Annotated in this window: 15 protein-coding genes and 1 pseudogene; 12 read left to right on the top strand and 4 right to left on the bottom strand. The window is 70.4% G+C overall.

Annotated elements, in window-relative coordinates:
* Window positions 1–32 precede the first annotated feature (32 nt).
* Together OG965_RS40845 and OG965_RS40840 are read left to right on the top strand one after the other, a co-directional pair.
* Window positions 33–1,034: a Gfo/Idh/MocA family oxidoreductase gene (locus OG965_RS40845; RefSeq protein WP_331723717.1), complete on the top strand. Its 1,002-nt coding sequence runs from the start codon at window positions 33–35 to the stop codon at window positions 1,032–1,034.
* Window positions 1,035–1,306: 272 nt separating this feature from the next.
* Entirely contained in the window at window positions 1,307–1,969 is a 663-nt protein-coding gene (locus tag OG965_RS40840) for a hypothetical protein (RefSeq protein ID WP_371657223.1), read from the top strand.
* Window positions 1,970–2,019: 50 nt separating this feature from the next.
* On the opposite strand, the gene OG965_RS40835 is transcribed toward OG965_RS40840, so the two are convergent.
* Complete coding sequence (locus tag OG965_RS40835) at window positions 2,020–2,562, bottom strand: N-acetyltransferase (RefSeq protein WP_331723715.1); 543 nt, start codon at window positions 2,560–2,562, stop codon at window positions 2,020–2,022.
* Window positions 2,559–3,827 carry a Tat pathway signal protein gene (locus tag OG965_RS40830; RefSeq protein ID WP_331723714.1) on the bottom strand — a complete coding sequence of 423 codons (1,269 nt, stop codon included), beginning with the start codon at window positions 3,825–3,827 and terminating at the stop codon, window positions 2,559–2,561. The genes OG965_RS40835 and OG965_RS40830 overlap by 4 nt, the downstream gene beginning before the upstream one ends.
* 540 nt (window positions 3,828–4,367) lie before the next feature.
* Here OG965_RS40830 and OG965_RS40825 point away from each other — a divergent pair.
* From OG965_RS40825 to OG965_RS40800, 6 genes and pseudogenes are all read left to right on the top strand, one after another.
* Window positions 4,368–4,496 carry a hypothetical protein gene (locus OG965_RS40825; protein ID WP_331723713.1) on the top strand — a complete coding sequence of 43 codons (129 nt, stop codon included), beginning with the start codon at window positions 4,368–4,370 and terminating at the stop codon, window positions 4,494–4,496.
* Window positions 4,497–4,573: 77 nt separating this feature from the next.
* A complete protein-coding gene (locus OG965_RS40820) occupies window positions 4,574–5,824 on the top strand; it encodes a TfuA-like protein (RefSeq protein WP_331723712.1) in 1,251 nt (416 codons plus the stop codon).
* Window positions 5,814–6,968 carry a YcaO-like family protein gene (locus OG965_RS40815; RefSeq protein WP_331723711.1) on the top strand — a complete coding sequence of 385 codons (1,155 nt, stop codon included), beginning with the start codon at window positions 5,814–5,816 and terminating at the stop codon, window positions 6,966–6,968. Before OG965_RS40820 ends, OG965_RS40815 begins: the two co-directional genes overlap by 11 nt.
* The gene (locus OG965_RS40810) at window positions 6,965–7,747 is read left to right on the top strand and encodes a class I SAM-dependent methyltransferase (RefSeq protein ID WP_331723710.1); all 783 of its coding nucleotides are present in this window, start codon (window positions 6,965–6,967) and stop codon (window positions 7,745–7,747) included. The genes OG965_RS40815 and OG965_RS40810 overlap by 4 nt, the downstream gene beginning before the upstream one ends.
* Window positions 7,748–7,783: 36 nt before the next feature.
* A complete protein-coding gene (locus OG965_RS40805) occupies window positions 7,784–8,788 on the top strand; it encodes an NAD(P)H-dependent glycerol-3-phosphate dehydrogenase (RefSeq protein ID WP_331723709.1) in 1,005 nt (334 codons plus the stop codon).
* Window positions 8,789–8,813: 25 nt separating this feature from the next.
* A pseudogene (locus tag OG965_RS40800) lies at window positions 8,814–8,954 on the top strand (recombinase family protein); the annotation flags it as partial.
* Between the two features lie 107 nt (window positions 8,955–9,061).
* Here OG965_RS40800 and OG965_RS40795 read toward each other — a convergent pair.
* Window positions 9,062–9,910, bottom strand: coding sequence for a helix-turn-helix transcriptional regulator (locus OG965_RS40795; RefSeq protein ID WP_331723708.1), 849 nt, complete (start codon window positions 9,908–9,910; stop codon window positions 9,062–9,064).
* A gap of 160 nt (window positions 9,911–10,070) precedes the next feature.
* Here OG965_RS40795 and OG965_RS40790 point away from each other — a divergent pair, with 160 nt between their 5' ends.
* Entirely contained in the window at window positions 10,071–10,850 is a 780-nt protein-coding gene (locus tag OG965_RS40790) for an NAD(P)H-dependent oxidoreductase (RefSeq protein WP_331723707.1), read from the top strand.
* A gap of 39 nt (window positions 10,851–10,889) precedes the next feature.
* Here OG965_RS40790 and OG965_RS40785 read toward each other — a convergent pair whose 3' ends face one another.
* Window positions 10,890–11,795, bottom strand: a complete 906-nt coding sequence (locus OG965_RS40785) for a LysR family transcriptional regulator (protein ID WP_331723706.1) — start codon at window positions 11,793–11,795, stop codon at window positions 10,890–10,892.
* Between the two features lie 155 nt (window positions 11,796–11,950).
* On the opposite strand from OG965_RS40785, the gene OG965_RS40780 reads away from it, so the two are divergent.
* The 3 genes from OG965_RS40780 (at window position 11,951) to OG965_RS40770 (ending at window position 14,636) form a co-directional block, all read left to right on the top strand.
* Complete coding sequence (locus OG965_RS40780) at window positions 11,951–12,457, top strand: nuclear transport factor 2 family protein (protein WP_331723705.1); 507 nt, start codon at window positions 11,951–11,953, stop codon at window positions 12,455–12,457.
* Window positions 12,458–13,148: 691 nt separating this feature from the next.
* Window positions 13,149–13,487 carry a MerR family transcriptional regulator gene (locus OG965_RS40775; RefSeq protein WP_331723704.1) on the top strand — a complete coding sequence of 113 codons (339 nt, stop codon included), beginning with the start codon at window positions 13,149–13,151 and terminating at the stop codon, window positions 13,485–13,487.
* Window positions 13,488–14,117: 630 nt separating this feature from the next.
* A complete protein-coding gene (locus OG965_RS40770; protein ID WP_331723703.1) occupies window positions 14,118–14,636 on the top strand; it encodes a MarR family transcriptional regulator in 519 nt (172 codons plus the stop codon).
* Window positions 14,637–14,649: the final 13 nt, after the last annotated feature.

The following is a 14,649-nucleotide window of genomic DNA, read 5'->3' as shown; positions in this document are numbered from 1 at the left end:
GGCCGTTCCCCGCTCCACGAAGGCAGGCGCGCATGCCCGTGACGTCCCGCGTACGGGTCGCCGTCCTCGGCTGCGCGGACATCGCGCTGCGCCGGATGCTCCCCGCCATGGCCGCCTCGGCGGACGTGGAGCTGATCGCCGTCGCCAGCCGGGACGCCCACAAGGCGAACGAGACGGCGCGGCGCTTCGGGTGCGCGGCCGTGCACGGATACGACGCGTTGCTGGCACGCGACGATGTCGACGCCGTGTACGTGCCGCTGCCCGCCGCGCTCCACGACGTCTGGGTGGAGGCGGCTCTGCGCGCCGGTAAACACGTACTGGCGGAAAAGCCGCTGACCACCAGCCAGGTGCGTACGGCCGAGCTCCTGCGGCTCGCGTCGGCCCGCGGTCTGGCCCTCGTGGAGAACGTGCTGTTCGTGCACCACGGACAGCACGCCGCGGTGCGCGCGCTGGTCCGCGACGGCGCGATCGGTCAGACACGCTCGCTGCAAGCCTCGTTCGCCGTCCCGGCCCGGCCCGAGCACGACATCCGCTACCGGGCGGCGCTCGGCGGCGGCGCGTTGTGGGACGTCGGCGTCTATCCGGTGCGGGCGGCTCTGTACCTGCTCGGCTCCCCTCTCACGGTCGCCGGGGCGGTCCTCATGTCCGACCCCGGCCGCGAGGTCGATACCTCGGGGGCCGCGCTCCTGCGGAGTGAGGCGGGCGCCGTCGCCCATCTGACGTTCGGGATCGGGCACGCCTACCATTCGGGGTACGAACTGCGCGGCTCCGAGGGCCGGATCACGGTGGACCGTGCCTTCACACCCCCCGCCGACCACCGGCCCGTACTGCGTCTGGAGCGCGGCACCCGCACCGAGGAGATCGCCCTCGCGCCCGAGGACCAGGTGGCCGCGGCGGTCAGCGCCTTCGCGCGTGCGGTGCGCGAGGGCGGCGCACCGTCCGACGATCCGGTGCTGGACCAGGCCTCGCTGCTCGACGCGATCCGTCGGACAGCCACCGGCTCCGGCACCGGCCGGGCCGGGTCCGGCCACTGACGGGTCGGCCGGGTTGACCCCTTCGGTACCGCCGCCGGGTCCGATGGCGAGTCGTTGGACGAGGTCGTCACCTGCAGGCAGGGCGCTCGACTTCGTCCACGTCGGTCGGGTAAGGCTCTTGAGGCTCCGTCATGGCCCTGGCTCCAGTCATCGACCGCATGCTCGGCTACCACAACGACACCACTGCCCAACTTGCCGCCGAGGCCGGAGAGGCCGACGGGTTTCCACGGCGAAGTCCTGGTGAGCATTGCGCGTCCGGGAGACTGTCACCCGTGACGGAACCCCACGTGCTCTTCCACTACACCAGCCTCGCCTCCTGGAAGGAGATCGCCGCCGCCGGGCAAATACGGCCGACATCCCTGGCTGCCGAGCACATCGACTGCGCCATGCCGCTGCTGTGGCTCACAGACAGTACGAACCCGGCGGACACCGCTTTGAGCGACCCGGGACGCACACAGATCCGCATAACCGTGGCCCCGGAGGGGGGCATCCGCTACTGGAGGATGTGGAGACACCTGGTACCCAACGCCGGAGCCCTGGAGCCGTGGGGAGAGCCGGATAGCTGGTATGTCAGCCCCGGCACGGTCGCGGCAGAGTACTGGGGCGAGGTCATCGACCGGAGCACGAACAAGGTCCTGCGGCCAGCATCTGCCGCAGCGCCGCAAGCGGATGAGTGGGGCGTCCTGCCCGACGCCCAGGCAGTTGACCGTCTGGGCCTCCTTCTCGCCAACGGCTACCAACGGCGCATAGAGGAAATCGCGACCGTGGATGAGACCGCTGCCGGTGACCTGACGTTCCGCTCCATCCAGGTCCAGCTCCAGGTCGCCGAGATGAAGCGCATCCTGAACGAGGCAACTCCTGAGCAGCGGGTCCGCGCTGCATGGCGGACCCTGCGCAGCGAAGCCGACGCCGTGCAAGGCGTCGTGCCGGAGTAGCGATCCCCTCGTGGGTGGCTCGTGGCACGGTTCCTGCCAGTTTCGAACCCTTAGTGCAAGGATCGCATCATGGCGGCGAAGACGGGAGAGTCGGGGAAGGGCTGCTGGTCGCCGATCCTCTCGTAGCCCCACCGCTCGTAGACGGCCTGGACTTTCCCATCGCCGGCCTTCGGGTTGACCAGCAGCGTCGCTCGTTCCTCGGTGCGACCGGTCAGCAGGTCCTCGTGGATGCGGTGGGCGAGGCCGGTGCCGCGCCAGGTGCGGCGTATGACGATCTCGTTGAGCGCGAGGGTGCGGGTGCCGTTCTCCTCGGTGTAGCCGTCGGGCAATGGTGTGGTCATGGCGGACCACCAGCGGGTTTTGGGGCCGAGGGGGGTGGCGTAGGCGAATCCGGCCGGTGTGCCGTCGTCGCAGGCGATGACGGCCTCCCAGCCGGGTGCCGAGCTGTGGTTGGTCAGCCGGTCGTTGAACCGCTCCGCGCTATAGAAGTCGCCGACGAGCTTGAAGTCCCGTTGCCGTACTTCGACGTGGATGTCCACGATCGTGTTCCGGACTTCTTCGACATCGCGGTAGTGGCGCAGCTCAACGGTCACGTGAACATGCCTTTCTCTCGGGTGTAGTCGGCCCAGGACCGGGCCGCCGGGTCGTTGGAGGTGAGGCCGGACAGGCGGCCGGTGAAGCCTTTGACGAGCTTTCCAGTCCGGCCGTGCCAGGCGTCGGGCGGGATGGCGTGTGCGGAGGAGACGGCTGCTTCGAGGGCGCCTTGTTCGAGCTGGGCGCGGGCCATGTGGGCCAGGGCCAGGGAGCGGTTGCGTACAAGGTCGGGGCGCAGCAGGGCGAGGTGGCGGTGGGCGTGGGCTTCGGCGTCGGCCCAGTGGTGGAGGGAGACGTGCGCGATGAGTCCGAGGAGTTCCAGTTCGGCCTGGTCGTAGAACAGCATCCAGGGCGGTCGCGGGGCCGTGGTGTCGGCGCGGGTGAGGGCATCGTGGGCGTGGCCGATGCTGCGCTTGACGGCGTTGTGGTCGCGCAGGTCGCCATGGTGGACGGCGGTGCGGGCGTGGGCGAGGGAGGCGTAGAGCGGGTCGCGGCGCACGATGCTGGTGGAGCGGGCGGCGTCGTCGGCGGCGAGGGCGTCGGTGTAGCGGCCGAGGTGGCGGTAGAGCGCTCCGGCGTGCCCCCAGACGCGGAAGACGATGGCGGTATCGCCGGACAGGCCGGCCAGGGTGACGGCTTGTTGCATGTGCTGTTGCGCGGCGTCCAGGCGGTGGCCGTCGATGGCGGCCCACATGGCGGAGGAGGTGAACGCGGCGGCAAGCGAGTACAGCTGCCCGCGGACCCGGGAAGTGACGGTGCCGTGCTGTTGAAGGGCAAGGGTCTGGCGGGCGAGCTGGGCGGCGCGGACTTCGACTTTCGTAGTGCCGCCGTGCCGGTTGTCGGACGCCACGACCGCCGCGAGCTTGGCGGTCAGCAGCTCCACATCCGGGGCGCCGACGCGCGGGCTTGGGCCCTTGACGGGGACGGGCATGAGGGCGCCGAGGGCCGTTCCGGTGGTGACAGTGACGAAACGGCGACGGTGCACGGCCGAGCCCTCCTTCTGCCGTCGGGTGCTGCGCGTGGGGGCGACGAACCCTAAGTCGGAGGGCGCCTGCCCGGTGACGGCCTGGATCGCGGCGCGCTGGACGGTCTGGGGCCAGCGGATCTCGCCCGCACGCCACTTGAGGACGGTGCGCTCGGTGACGATCCCCTGGCGGCCGGTCAGTTCCCCGATGTAGCCGTTGAGGGCGTCCGAGAACTCGCGGGTCGTCATCGTGTACTTGGCCATCCAGCGGATCAGCGCCGCGTTGCGCTTGCGGTCCATGGCTCCACCGTAGAACCGGAGACCCACCCTCAACGGGTAAAGAAGCGGTCAATACGACAGGGTGCGTGCAAGCAGGCCACCGACGGTTGGTCATGGCCGGCCCACCGGTAACGGCGGTTACTTACTGCGTACGGCGCGCGGGCCCGAGAGCCACGCCGAAGCCTGCGGAAGGACCCCGATGACCGCCACACCCGAACAGCAGGGAACGCCCCCTTCCCCCACGACCATCTCCCGCGACATCCGGCTCGCCAGGACCCTGGCGCGTGCCCGTCCGGTCGGCACTGCGGCGGGCTGGCGCGGTGGAACAGCTGTTGCGATACGCGGTGTCGCGGACCTGAGACGGCTCCGCGCCGGCGCCGCTCTCCACCCTCCGGCGCGGAGCGTTGCCGCCCCGGCGACCCTTTTTCGCCGGGGCGGCGCCGGAGGGGCCCGCCCGCTGCGGATCCGGTGGCCCCCTTCCCGCCCCTTCCCCCGAGGGGGCGGCATCCATCACCCATAGGGCGCGGGCATCCGGTCCGCGCCCTACGAGAGGAGGAATCCATGGAGCAGTCCAAGTCCGAACAAGCCCTGCAGGGGCCCGTCGTGGTGGACGCGCCGGGCGGCGTCATCTCGATCGTTGCGCTGTCGGGCGTGGTGCGCATCGAGGACGTGGAGGACGAGGGTCCCTGACCCTCCCATCGGCCCTGCGGTGCCGGAGACGAGGTCCCTCCGGCACCGCAGGCCCGTTTCGAAGGTGGTGCTGCACGGTGATCCACGTGTACGTCGGCCCGACCCTGGGCCGCGCGGAGCCGGTCCTGGCCACGCCCCGCATCCGGGTGTTGCAGCCGGTGCGCCACGGGGACCTGTTCGACCCGGCGATCGTCAGCGAAGACACGGTGGTGGTCATCGACGGGGCCTGGCACCAGGCCCCCGCCGTACGCCACAAGGAACTCGTGGGCCTGCTCGACCGGGGCGTCCGCGTGATCGGGGCCGCGTCCGTGGGGGCGCTGCGCGCGGCCGAGCTCCACCGGTTCGGGATGACCGGAGTGGGCCGCGTCTTCCGCGCCTACCGGCGAGGAGAGATCGACGGGGACGACGAGGTGGCGGTCGGCCAGGCACCGGACGGTGATCTGCGGGCGCTGACCTGGCCACTGGTGAACGTCCGTCAGGCCTTCAGGCTCGCCGTCGGTGAGAGGGTGGTGACGCGCGAGGCCGCAGCCGCGCTGTTGGAGGCTGCGCGGGCGGTCTACTACCCGCAGCGCACGGTCGCCGCGGTCCTGGCCGTCTGCCGCAGACGCGGCGCGCGAACGCTGGCGGCCTGGCTCGAAGAACACAAGGCCGCGGATCCGTTCTTCGCCGACGTCAAGCGCGACGACGCGCTCGAAGCCGTCCAGGTGGCGCTGGCCGGCCCGCTGCCGCTCTGGCGCTCGACGACGGGGGCGGGGGAGAGCGGCTACTTCCGGCGGTGGGGCAACGCATTCGCCACGCAGAACGTCGACGGCGTGCTCCTTCACACCGCTCAGCGCGTGGCCTACCAGCAGCTGTTCGATCCCGTCTTCCCACAGGTGTGGTCCGGCTTCTTGGACCACCTCTCCCGCCACCCCGGTGACGGGACGCGGGGGATGCCACTGGCGGAGCGGATCCGGAGCGTGGCACCTGAGGGCGCCCCGCCCGCGCATGTCCTCTTCCGCCCTCAGCCGGACCTGCGTGACAGCGGGACGGTGGCGCGCCTGCTGGAGCGGGAGACGGCCGCCGACCGGGCAGCCATCACCCGGTATACGGCGTGCAACGACACCGCCCGCCGTGCCCAAGCCGGGTTCTGTCCGCAGGCCGTGGACGAGGACACGACGCGCCGGGTGCTGCTGCGCCTGTGGGACATAGCGCCCGCCCGTCTGGAGGAGGCGGCGGCCTCTCGGGGATTCCGGAGCAGCGCGCATGCGACCGAGGAGCTGAAGGTCTTCATGGCCGGGCTCGTCCACGACCAGGAGCAGACAAGGAAGCTGACCGATGCCCGATGACGTGCTGACGCTGGACGGGACGGTACGGGCGCGAAGCCCGGAGGAGACGTGGGCGGTCTTAAAGCCCCTGCTGCGACGCTACGGGATCACCCGCGTCGCCCGGCTGACCGGCCTCGACCATCTGGGTCTGCCGGTGTGGACGGCGATCCGCCCCGCCGCCAAAACCCTGGTCGCCACCCAGGGCAAGGGCGCCACCGACCTGCTGGCGAAGACCTCCGCCGTGATGGAAGCCATCGAGCTATGGCACGTCGAGCAGCCCCGGACAGTCGAGTTGCGGGCGGCCGCCGCCGACATCGACCTGCCCTACCCGCTGGCGGCCCTGCCGGTGAAGGTGAGCGGCGAGGCCCTGACTGGCGCGGAGAAGGTGCAGCTGGAGTGGATGTACGGCACCGGACTGATCAGCGGGCGCCAGGTGCCGGTGCCCCTGGGTTTGGTGCGCCGCCACGGGTGCCGGCCGCTGTGGGAGCCGGACCTGTTCCGCGCCACCAGCACCGGCCTGGCCTGCGGCACCACCCGCCCCGAAGCACTGCTGCACGCCCTGTACGAAGTCGTCGAGCGCGACGCCCTGTTCGCCGATGAGATCAAAGGCGGCACCCACCGTCAGCTGATCGACCCCGCTTCGGTCGACGATCCGTACTGTCGCACGCTCCTCGACCGACTCCGGCAAGCAGGCGTGGCGGTCGAAATCGCGGCCGTGGACAACGCTTACGCCGTCCCGGTGTGCCTGGCGTTCGTGTGGTGCGAGGACTACCCGGCGGCTGTCTTCGCCGGGAGCGGATGCCACGGGACTCCGCACATCGCGCTCTCCCGTGCCATCACCGAGGCCGTGCAGTCCCGCCTCACCTCCATCGCCGGGACCCGCGACGACCTGCCCTCCCACCACGACGCCACCACCGGCCCGCCCCGCTTCACCTCCTCCCCAGGGCCGCACATGCCGTGGCCAGCGTGGGCGGCCGACGCCGCGCCTCTGCGGTTCGCCGCCTCCTTCCCCAAGCAGAGCGCCCGCGTCGCCCGCCGCATCCACCAGGTCACCGGGCACGAACCCATCCGCCTGATCTTGTCCGCTGCCGACGACCGGGTAGCCGCCGTCAAGGTCATCTGTCCCGGCGCACGCTCCAGAATCCGCAAGGCGGTGCCCCGGTGAACAGCACCACCGAGCACCACCTCCGGGCGGGCTTCGACGCTTTCCACCGCGCACGGTCCCGCACCTGCCTGGTGGCCGCGCTGTACGCCGAGGCCATGGGAGACGCCTACGCCACCGAAGTCGCCGCGGACAGCTCGTGCGACTGGCGGCTGCTCGCCACGCTCGTGGGCCGCCTGCGTCTGGGGCCCGGCCAACTCCTCGTGGACATGGGGTGCGGGAGCGGCGGGGTAGGCCTGTGGCTCGCTCGCGCCCTGGCCGTGCGGTTGATCGGCATCGACCTCTCCCCGGTCGCCATCCAGCTCGCCACCACCCGCAGATGCACCTTCGTCCCCCCGGGCCAGGCGGCCTTCGCCGTGGGAACGCTGGAGGCGTCCGGCTTGCCCGACGCCCAGGCGGACGGGGTGATCTGCGTGGACGCCCTCAGCTGCGCCGCGGACCGCGCGGCGGCTCTGCGGGAGATGCACCGGATCCTCAAGCCCGGCGGCCGCGCCGTCCTCACCCGCGCCGTACGCCGCGACACCACCACCGTCACCGAGCAGGAGCAGGCCGCGGGCTTCACCGTCGAGTACGTGGACGAGAGGCCCGGCGAGCCTGCCATGTGGGCCCGCCTGTACCGGCTGTGGATCGCGCACGCAGACGAGCTGCGCCGCGAGCTGGGCGACACGCAAGCCCAGAACATGCTCGGCGAGGCGCACCGCATGCTTGACCGCCTCGCAGGCCGCCGGGCTCTGACGCTGACCCTGCGCCGCCCGCAGCCTCAGGGACCCGCGGGTCTATAGGCTCCGTACGTCACCGACGAGAGGAAGACGAAGACGATGAAGGCGGCGGTCCTTTCAGCCGGTTCGTGGGGCACAACGGTCGCGGCCGTACTCGCCGACGCCAGCACCGACGTCACCGTCCATGCCCGCCGCAGCGAGATCGCCGACGCGATCAACACCCGCCACGTGAACCCCGACTACCTGCCCGACATCGACCTGCCCGCCTCGCTGCGCGCGACCACGGACCCCGCCCAGGCGCTCGCCGGAGCCGACATCGCGGTGGTGTCGATTCCCGCGCAGACCCTTCGCGCCAACCTCGCCGCATGGGCGCCCCTGATCGGCCCGTCCACCATCGTGGTCAGCCTGATGAAGGGCATCGAGACCGACAGCGGCCTGCGCATGTCGCAGGTGATCCGCCAGGTGGCAGGCCTACCCGCCGAACGCGTCGCGGTGCTCTCCGGACCGAACCTGGCCCGGGAGGTCGCCGCCCGTCGGCCTGCCGCCTCCGTCATCGCCTGCCCCGACCACATGGTGGCCGAGCGGCTACAAGGCGCGTTCCTCACCTCGTACTTCCGCCCGTACACCAACACGGACATCGTGGGCTGCGAGCTCGGCGGCGCGGTCAAGAACGTCATTGCCCTGGCCGTCGGCCTGGCAGGTGGGCTGGGCCTCGGCGACAACGCGACCGCCGTGCTGATGACCCGGGGACTTGCGGAGACCGCCCGGCTCGGCGCGGTACTCGGCGCCGACCCGATCTCGTTCTCCGGACTGGCTGGGGTGGGCGACCTGATCGCGACCTGCTCTTCGCCGCTCTCCCGCAACCGGACCTTCGGTCGGTATCTGGGCGAAGGCCTGAGTCTCGCACAGGCAACCGCGGCCACCACCCAGACCGCCGAGGGCGTCAAGTCGTCCACAGCGCTTCTCTCCTTGGCCCAAAGGCACGGCGTGGAGATGCCCATCACTGAGGTCGTCGTTGGCGTCATCAACGGGCAGCTCACCGCCGCGCAAGCCGCTGAGTTGCTGATGTCCCGCACCCCGAAACCCGAGCGCTACGGGCTCTGACGGCTCGAAAGCCAACGGCTCCGGCCTGCGCAAGCGCGGCATCGGTTTCACCTCGCTCCACGAGGCACTCGACACCACCACCCCCGGCGGCCGACTCGTCTTCCACGTCTTCGTCGCCCTCGCCGAGTTCATCCGCGAACTCATCGTTCAGGGCACCAACGAGGGCGACGAATCACGCTCGCCGAGGCCATGGGCTCACCAGGACTCCCCGGGGCCGCGCAACCTGCCGAGTAGCCCATCGCCGCAGGTCAGCCATATCCGCACCCGCTGAAGTCACTCGCGGACCCGAGCGTTCACCGCGGGATGCGCGGCACCGCTGTCCGCGCCCAGGCCCGCGAGCAGGCGCAGCCCGTCCTCGGCGGGGCTGGCGGGGGCCGCGGACAGCACCACCAGCTCCATGCCGGATTCCTCCGGTAGCGCGAAGTTCTCCTGGTGCAGTTCGAGGAGGCCGACCAGCGGGTGCCGGTACGCCTTGCGTCCATGGGTGCGGGCGCGCACGTCCGCGCGGGCCCACAGGCGGCGGAAGCGCTCGCTGCCCATCGCCAGTTCGCCGATGAGCGAGGCCAGGCGGGGGTCGTCGGGGTATTGGCCGGCGGCCAGGCGCAGGTGCCCGACCACGTCGAGGGTGCATGTCTCCCAGTCCGCGTAGAGGCCGCGCTCGGCCTCCTCAAGGAAGAGGTGCCGGGCGGTGTTCAGGCCCGGCATCGGCCGGCCGAAGAGGAGCCCGGCGAGGCGGTTCCCGGCGAGCACGTCCAGGCGGTGGTCCATGATCAGCGCGGGTGCGCCGGCGACCAGGTCGAGGACGCGCAGCACCTCCGGCCGGACCCGCCCGCCCGGCGCCTTCGCGCGGCGGCGGCGCTGCCGGGCGAGCCGGTAGAGGTGCCCGCGTTCGGTCTCGTCGAGGCCGAGGACGCCGGCGAGCGCGTCGAGGACCTGCTCGGAGGGCTGGGTCGCGCGGCCCTGCTCCAGGCGTACGTAGTAGTCGACGCTGACTCCGGACAGGTGCGCGACCTCTTCTCGGCGCAGCCCTTCGACTCGGCGGCGGCTGTCGGTGGGTATGCCGACGGCCGCCGGGTCGACCCGGGAACGCCGGGTCCGCAGGAAACCCGCAAGATCGTCCATGCCCCCCAGTATGGCCGCGCCGCTGCCTGTGAAGGGTGGCCCTGCCAATACCAGGAAGTCCCGTCCGATGGAAGCGGCGCCCCTGAACGCCGGGCGCCGCAGCGCCCAGGATCGAAAGCAGTCGAAGGCAATCGAAGGCATCCGATCCCAAGGAGTTCCCATGAAGACGCTGATCGTCCACGCCCACCCGGAGCCGAAGTCGCTCAACAGCTCGCTGAAGGACCTCGCGGTGTCCACATTGGAGGCCGCCGGGCACGAGGTACGGGTGAGTGATCTGTACGCGATGAACTGGAAGGCGGCCGTGGACGCCGCGGACTACGGCCCCGACGCATCGAGTCCGCTGCGGGTCGCCCGGGACTCGGGCCGCGCCTTCGAGGCCGGGACACTCACCCCGGACGTCCTCGCCGAGCAGGAGAAGCTGCTGTGGGCCGACACGATCATCTTCCAGTTCCCGCTGTGGTGGTACTCGATGCCCGCGATCCTCAAGGGCTGGGTGGACCGGGTGTTCACCTACCGCTTCGCGTACGGCGTCGGCGAGCACAGCGCCACCAAGTACGGCGAGCGCTTCGGCGAGGGCACCCTCGCGGGCAAGAGGGCGCTGCTGTCGGTGACCGTCGGCGGCCCGGAGTCGCACTACGCCGCCCGCGGGATCAACGGCCCCATCGAGGACCTGCTGTTCCCGATCCACCACGGCATCCTCTACTACCCCGGCATCGATGTGCTGCCGCCGTTCGTGCTGCACGGCAGCGACCGGATGACCAACGAGGAGTACCCGGACGTCGCCAAGGCCTGGGAGCAGCGCCTGCTCACCCTGGAGTCGACCGAGCCGATCGCGTTCCGGCGGCAGAACTTCGGCGACTACGAGATCCCCTCGCTGCACCTGAAAGAGGGACTGGAGCCCGCGGGCCGCACGGGTTTCGGGCTGCACGTACGCGGCTGACCGCCGTGGCGGACTCCGCGGAGCGGATGTTCGGCACGGTCAGGGGGACAGCTCGGCCCCCTGGACCACGTCGAGTGCGGCCTCGCTGAAAGCGCGGATACGGGCGGTGGCGCCGTCAGCGAGCCATACCAGGCCCCATTCCACTGGTGCGGCATCCGCGAAGGGCACATAGACGATGTCGGGGCGGGCGAAGTAGCGCCTCGCGTGGGCGCTGACGGCGAAGACGCCCTCCCCCGCGCCGACTTGCGTCAGCATTTCGTTGAACGTCGTGGCCGACGGGCCGAGTCCGACGGGCCTTGTGGAGGGTGTCCGGCGCGGTGAGCGATCGTCGCGCAGGGACTGCGGCAGCGTCTCGGGCATCTGCAGCACGGTCACGCGAGCCAGCTCCTCGACGGAGACGGTCGTGCGGCGGGCGAACGGATGCCCCATCGGTACGGCGAGCATGCGTGCCTCCCGTACCAGGACCGGCCCCATGGCGATTCCCTCCTCGCGCATCGGATGACAGGTCAGCGCGATGTCCGCCTCGCCACTGTGCAGCCACGGCAGGACGTCCGGCAGGTGCACCTCACGGATCTGGACCTCGCAGTCGGGGTGCCGGCCACGGAACACCTGCGTGGCGCCGACCAGCAGCTGGCCCGCCGCCGGTCCGTTGAAGGCGACCCGCAGCAGCCCGGTCAGACCGCGCCCGGCGTCGACGGCCCGCGCGAACGCGTCGGTGATCAGGCCCCAGGCGGGCCGCACCTCCTCGTACAACTGTCGCCCCACCGCGGACAGTTCCACCCGGCGACTGGTGCGGTGGAACAGCGGCACGCCGATGCGGCGCTCCAGCTTGGCGATGGTCTGGCTGACCCGGGCCGTGGACAGGTGCAGCCGCTCGGCGGTGCGACCGAAGTGCAGTTCCTCGGCGAGTGTCAGGAACGCCTCCAGCTCGTGTCGCTCCAGCATCGCCGCGCCCTTCCCTCGTCATCCCTCGTCATCCCTCGTCATCCCTCGTCAACTGGGGCTTAACGATCGTTGCGCAGGTGCGCATTGATGCCCCCTCCGGCCCGCAGCAGGATCAAAGGCGTTGGAACACCGCCCGACCCGCACAGGAGAACATCATGTACGTCACCCACGACCGCGCCCTCACCACCCCGGCCCACGACGACGCCGCAGTGGTCGCGGAGCTCCGGGACCGTACGGAGATCACCGACGCGCTCTACCGCTTCGGTCTCGGCCAGGACCTCAAGGACAAGGAGCTCTTCGCCTCGGCCTTCGCCGCCGACGCCGAGCTGGACTTCCGTCCGGCCGCCGCCAGGTGGGGTGCCGAGCCGCCGCTGATGTCGGGGCGCGACACGATCGTCACCACCATCCTGGCCATGTTCACCGGCCGGGTGGACACCACCCACCAGATCACCAACGTGCGGATCACCGTCGACGGTGACACCGCCCGGCTCACCGCCCTGGTGGAAGCCCAGCACCTGCTCACCGCCGACCCCACCACGCACGCACTGCTGAAGAACCCGTACGACGTCGACCTGGTCCGCGACGGGGAGCGCTGGGTCATCCGCCGGCTCCGCATCGACAACACCTGGTTCACCGGCGAACCCACCGCGATCTTCGGCTGACACCCCGTCGTCGGCCGCCCCTGCGCCCTGCCTGCGTCTCTGTTCGAGGGCGATTACCTCGTTTTCGAACATGCGGAAATCTATCTTCGCCGGAGTAGACATTCGTCGGTGGTGTGGTTATGGTTTCTCTCGTAGCCCAGAGAGACAAGCAGGGCCCGGCAGAGACGAACTGCCGGGGAGCAGTACTTGTAGGTGTAGTTGGCAGGACGGTGCGGTGGTGGAGTCGCGAAGCCAGGTTGTCGCAGGACGGCGACGGGGCTGACGACCGGACCGGGTGGCCCGCAGTGATCAGGGGCCGCCGTGAGCAGTACGGCAGTTGACGCAGTGGCAGTACCAGTTAGTGCAGTACGCGGTATCAGCAGTGCAAGCAGTTCGCAGTACCCCGTTTGGTAAGTGATTGGTTCAGAGGGAAGAACGGAGGAGCCGAGCGCCATCAGGATCGCCCGGGCGGAAGCCTTGAGCCCGGGTACCGCAGGACATCGATAGTGAGGTGGTCTCCGGTCAAGCAACCGCGATCCCCGCAGCCCCGGCAGCATGTCGGCCGGCTCTGCGGACACAGAAGGCCGGTGCGGCACTAGGGCCGGCAGATGGTGTAGTAGTTCCTTCGGGGCCCTGGTGCCAAATGGCACCAGGGCCCCTCAACGCGTTCCACGGACACCACAGACACCACAGGAACCCCAGAGAGGTGCAGATGACAGCAGACGACTCCTACGGCCGTCTCGACGACGACGACTACCCCGCCTACACCATGGGCCGGGCCGCCGAAATACTCGGCACCACCCAGGGCTTCCTCCGCGCCATCGGAGACGCCCGCCTCATCACCCCACTGCGCTCCGAAGGCGGACACCGCCGCTACTCCCGCTACCAACTGCGCATCGCCGCCCGCGCCCGCGAACTCGTCGACCAGGGCACCCCCATCGAAGCCGCCTGCCGCATCATCATCCTCGAAGACCAACTCCAAGAAGCCCAACGCATCAACGCCGAACACCGCCGCACCACCCAGACGACCAACCCCACCAACGCGGCCTGAAACGGCTGGGGCCCGCAACTCCGAGATCGCCGCTTTCTCGGAACCCGCTGGTCAGCGGTGGTCGCGGGTGGTACCGCCGAACAGCATGTCGCCCACGCACCCGGGGTCTCCGCTGGTGAAGCAGTCGTGGAAGGACTCGCTCAGTTCGTCGAGGTTCGTCGTGCCGTAGCGCTGGAGGGTTGGCCACTGCTTGTGTTCAGCGTTGGCGTGCTCGACGCAGATGCGCTCCGAGGACTGCTGATGGCGGGCCGAGTCCCAGGCTGTGATGTCTTCGGGTGGGGCGCCCTTCTTCGTTTTGAGCGGCGGGGCTTGGACCTGGTCGGGGAACTGCTTGGCAAGTCCGCGCTAGCCCGCGTCGACCTTGGCCCTGACCTGGGGATACTGCTCGAACAGGTCGCAGATTCCCTCGGCCTTCACTGCTGTCTGGTCGCGCATTCGGCCGGCCGGAAGGCCCCGGCCCACAAGGCCGTTGGCCTGCGGCCGTCCACCACCACACCACACGAAGCCACTCACCCACCCCCTGGCGTCACTGGTCCTCCTGACCCTGGCGAAAGGACTGCTGGATGCGGTCGCGCTTGCCGTAGCAGATCGCCCTTGACAGTCAGAGTGATTAGCCGCCATATTACTTGCATGACGAGGGCAGACATCGATGGCGAGGCCCCCACGCTGGACCAGGCCCGACGACAGGTCGAGCACTACGGCCTGGAGGTCGATCCGCAGGCGGTGCTGGTCGCGGTACGGCTGATCTCGGCGGGCGCGAGGGTCGGCCGGGCGGCCGAGGCGCACTTCGCCAAGTTCGGCCTGTCGACGGGGCGCTACCGCCTGCTCGCCGACCTCGAAGACCACGGCGGGGAGAAATCCCCCTCGCGCCTCGCGCTCGACCTCGATGTCTCCAGGGCCACGGTCACCGGCCTGCTGGACGGCCTTGAGCGCGAGGGCCTGATCGCCCGCCGCCCGTCCACGGAGGACGGCCGGGGCACGGTGGCCGTCCTGACCGCGCGCGGCGCGCAGCGCCTGCGTGACATGGCGTCCGAGCATTTCGGGCGGCTGGAGGCGATGGTGGGCGGGCTTTCCGTCGAGGAGCGTGCGGTGTTCCTGGATCTGCTCGCCCGTGTGGTGCGCGGCAGCGCGGCCCTGGCCGCCGACTGACTCTTACTCTCGG

This window comes from Streptomyces sp. NBC_00224 (assembly GCF_041435195.1).
In the GTDB taxonomy this organism is placed as follows: domain Bacteria; phylum Actinomycetota; class Actinomycetes; order Streptomycetales; family Streptomycetaceae; genus Streptomyces.
Note: the sequence above shows the minus strand (reverse complement) of the source record. Positions and strands in the feature narration are given on the sequence as shown.

What these genes read in the sequence shown, in the direction of transcription:
- OG965_RS40825 (WP_331723713.1), top strand. Translation starts at nt 4,368, where the DNA reads ATGGAGCAGTCCAAGTCCGAACAAGCCCTGCAGGGGCCCGTCGTGGTG.
- OG965_RS40845 (WP_331723717.1), top strand. Translation starts at nt 33, where the DNA reads ATGCCCGTGACGTCCCGCGTACGGGTCGCCGTCCTCGGCTGCGCGGAC.
- OG965_RS40780 (WP_331723705.1), top strand. Translation starts at nt 11,951, where the DNA reads ATGTACGTCACCCACGACCGCGCCCTCACCACCCCGGCCCACGACGAC.
- OG965_RS40830 (WP_331723714.1), bottom strand. Translation starts at nt 3,827, where the DNA reads ATGGACCGCAAGCGCAACGCGGCGCTGATCCGCTGGATGGCCAAGTAC.
- OG965_RS40790 (WP_331723707.1), top strand. Translation starts at nt 10,071, where the DNA reads ATGAAGACGCTGATCGTCCACGCCCACCCGGAGCCGAAGTCGCTCAAC.
- OG965_RS40770 (WP_331723703.1), top strand. Translation starts at nt 14,118, where the DNA reads ATGACGAGGGCAGACATCGATGGCGAGGCCCCCACGCTGGACCAGGCC.
- OG965_RS40795 (WP_331723708.1), bottom strand. Translation starts at nt 9,910, where the DNA reads ATGGACGATCTTGCGGGTTTCCTGCGGACCCGGCGTTCCCGGGTCGAC.
- OG965_RS40785 (WP_331723706.1), bottom strand. Translation starts at nt 11,795, where the DNA reads ATGCTGGAGCGACACGAGCTGGAGGCGTTCCTGACACTCGCCGAGGAA.
- OG965_RS40805 (WP_331723709.1), top strand. Translation starts at nt 7,784, where the DNA reads ATGAAGGCGGCGGTCCTTTCAGCCGGTTCGTGGGGCACAACGGTCGCG.
- OG965_RS40775 (WP_331723704.1), top strand. Translation starts at nt 13,149, where the DNA reads ATGACAGCAGACGACTCCTACGGCCGTCTCGACGACGACGACTACCCC.
- OG965_RS40815 (WP_331723711.1), top strand. Translation starts at nt 5,814, where the DNA reads ATGCCCGATGACGTGCTGACGCTGGACGGGACGGTACGGGCGCGAAGC.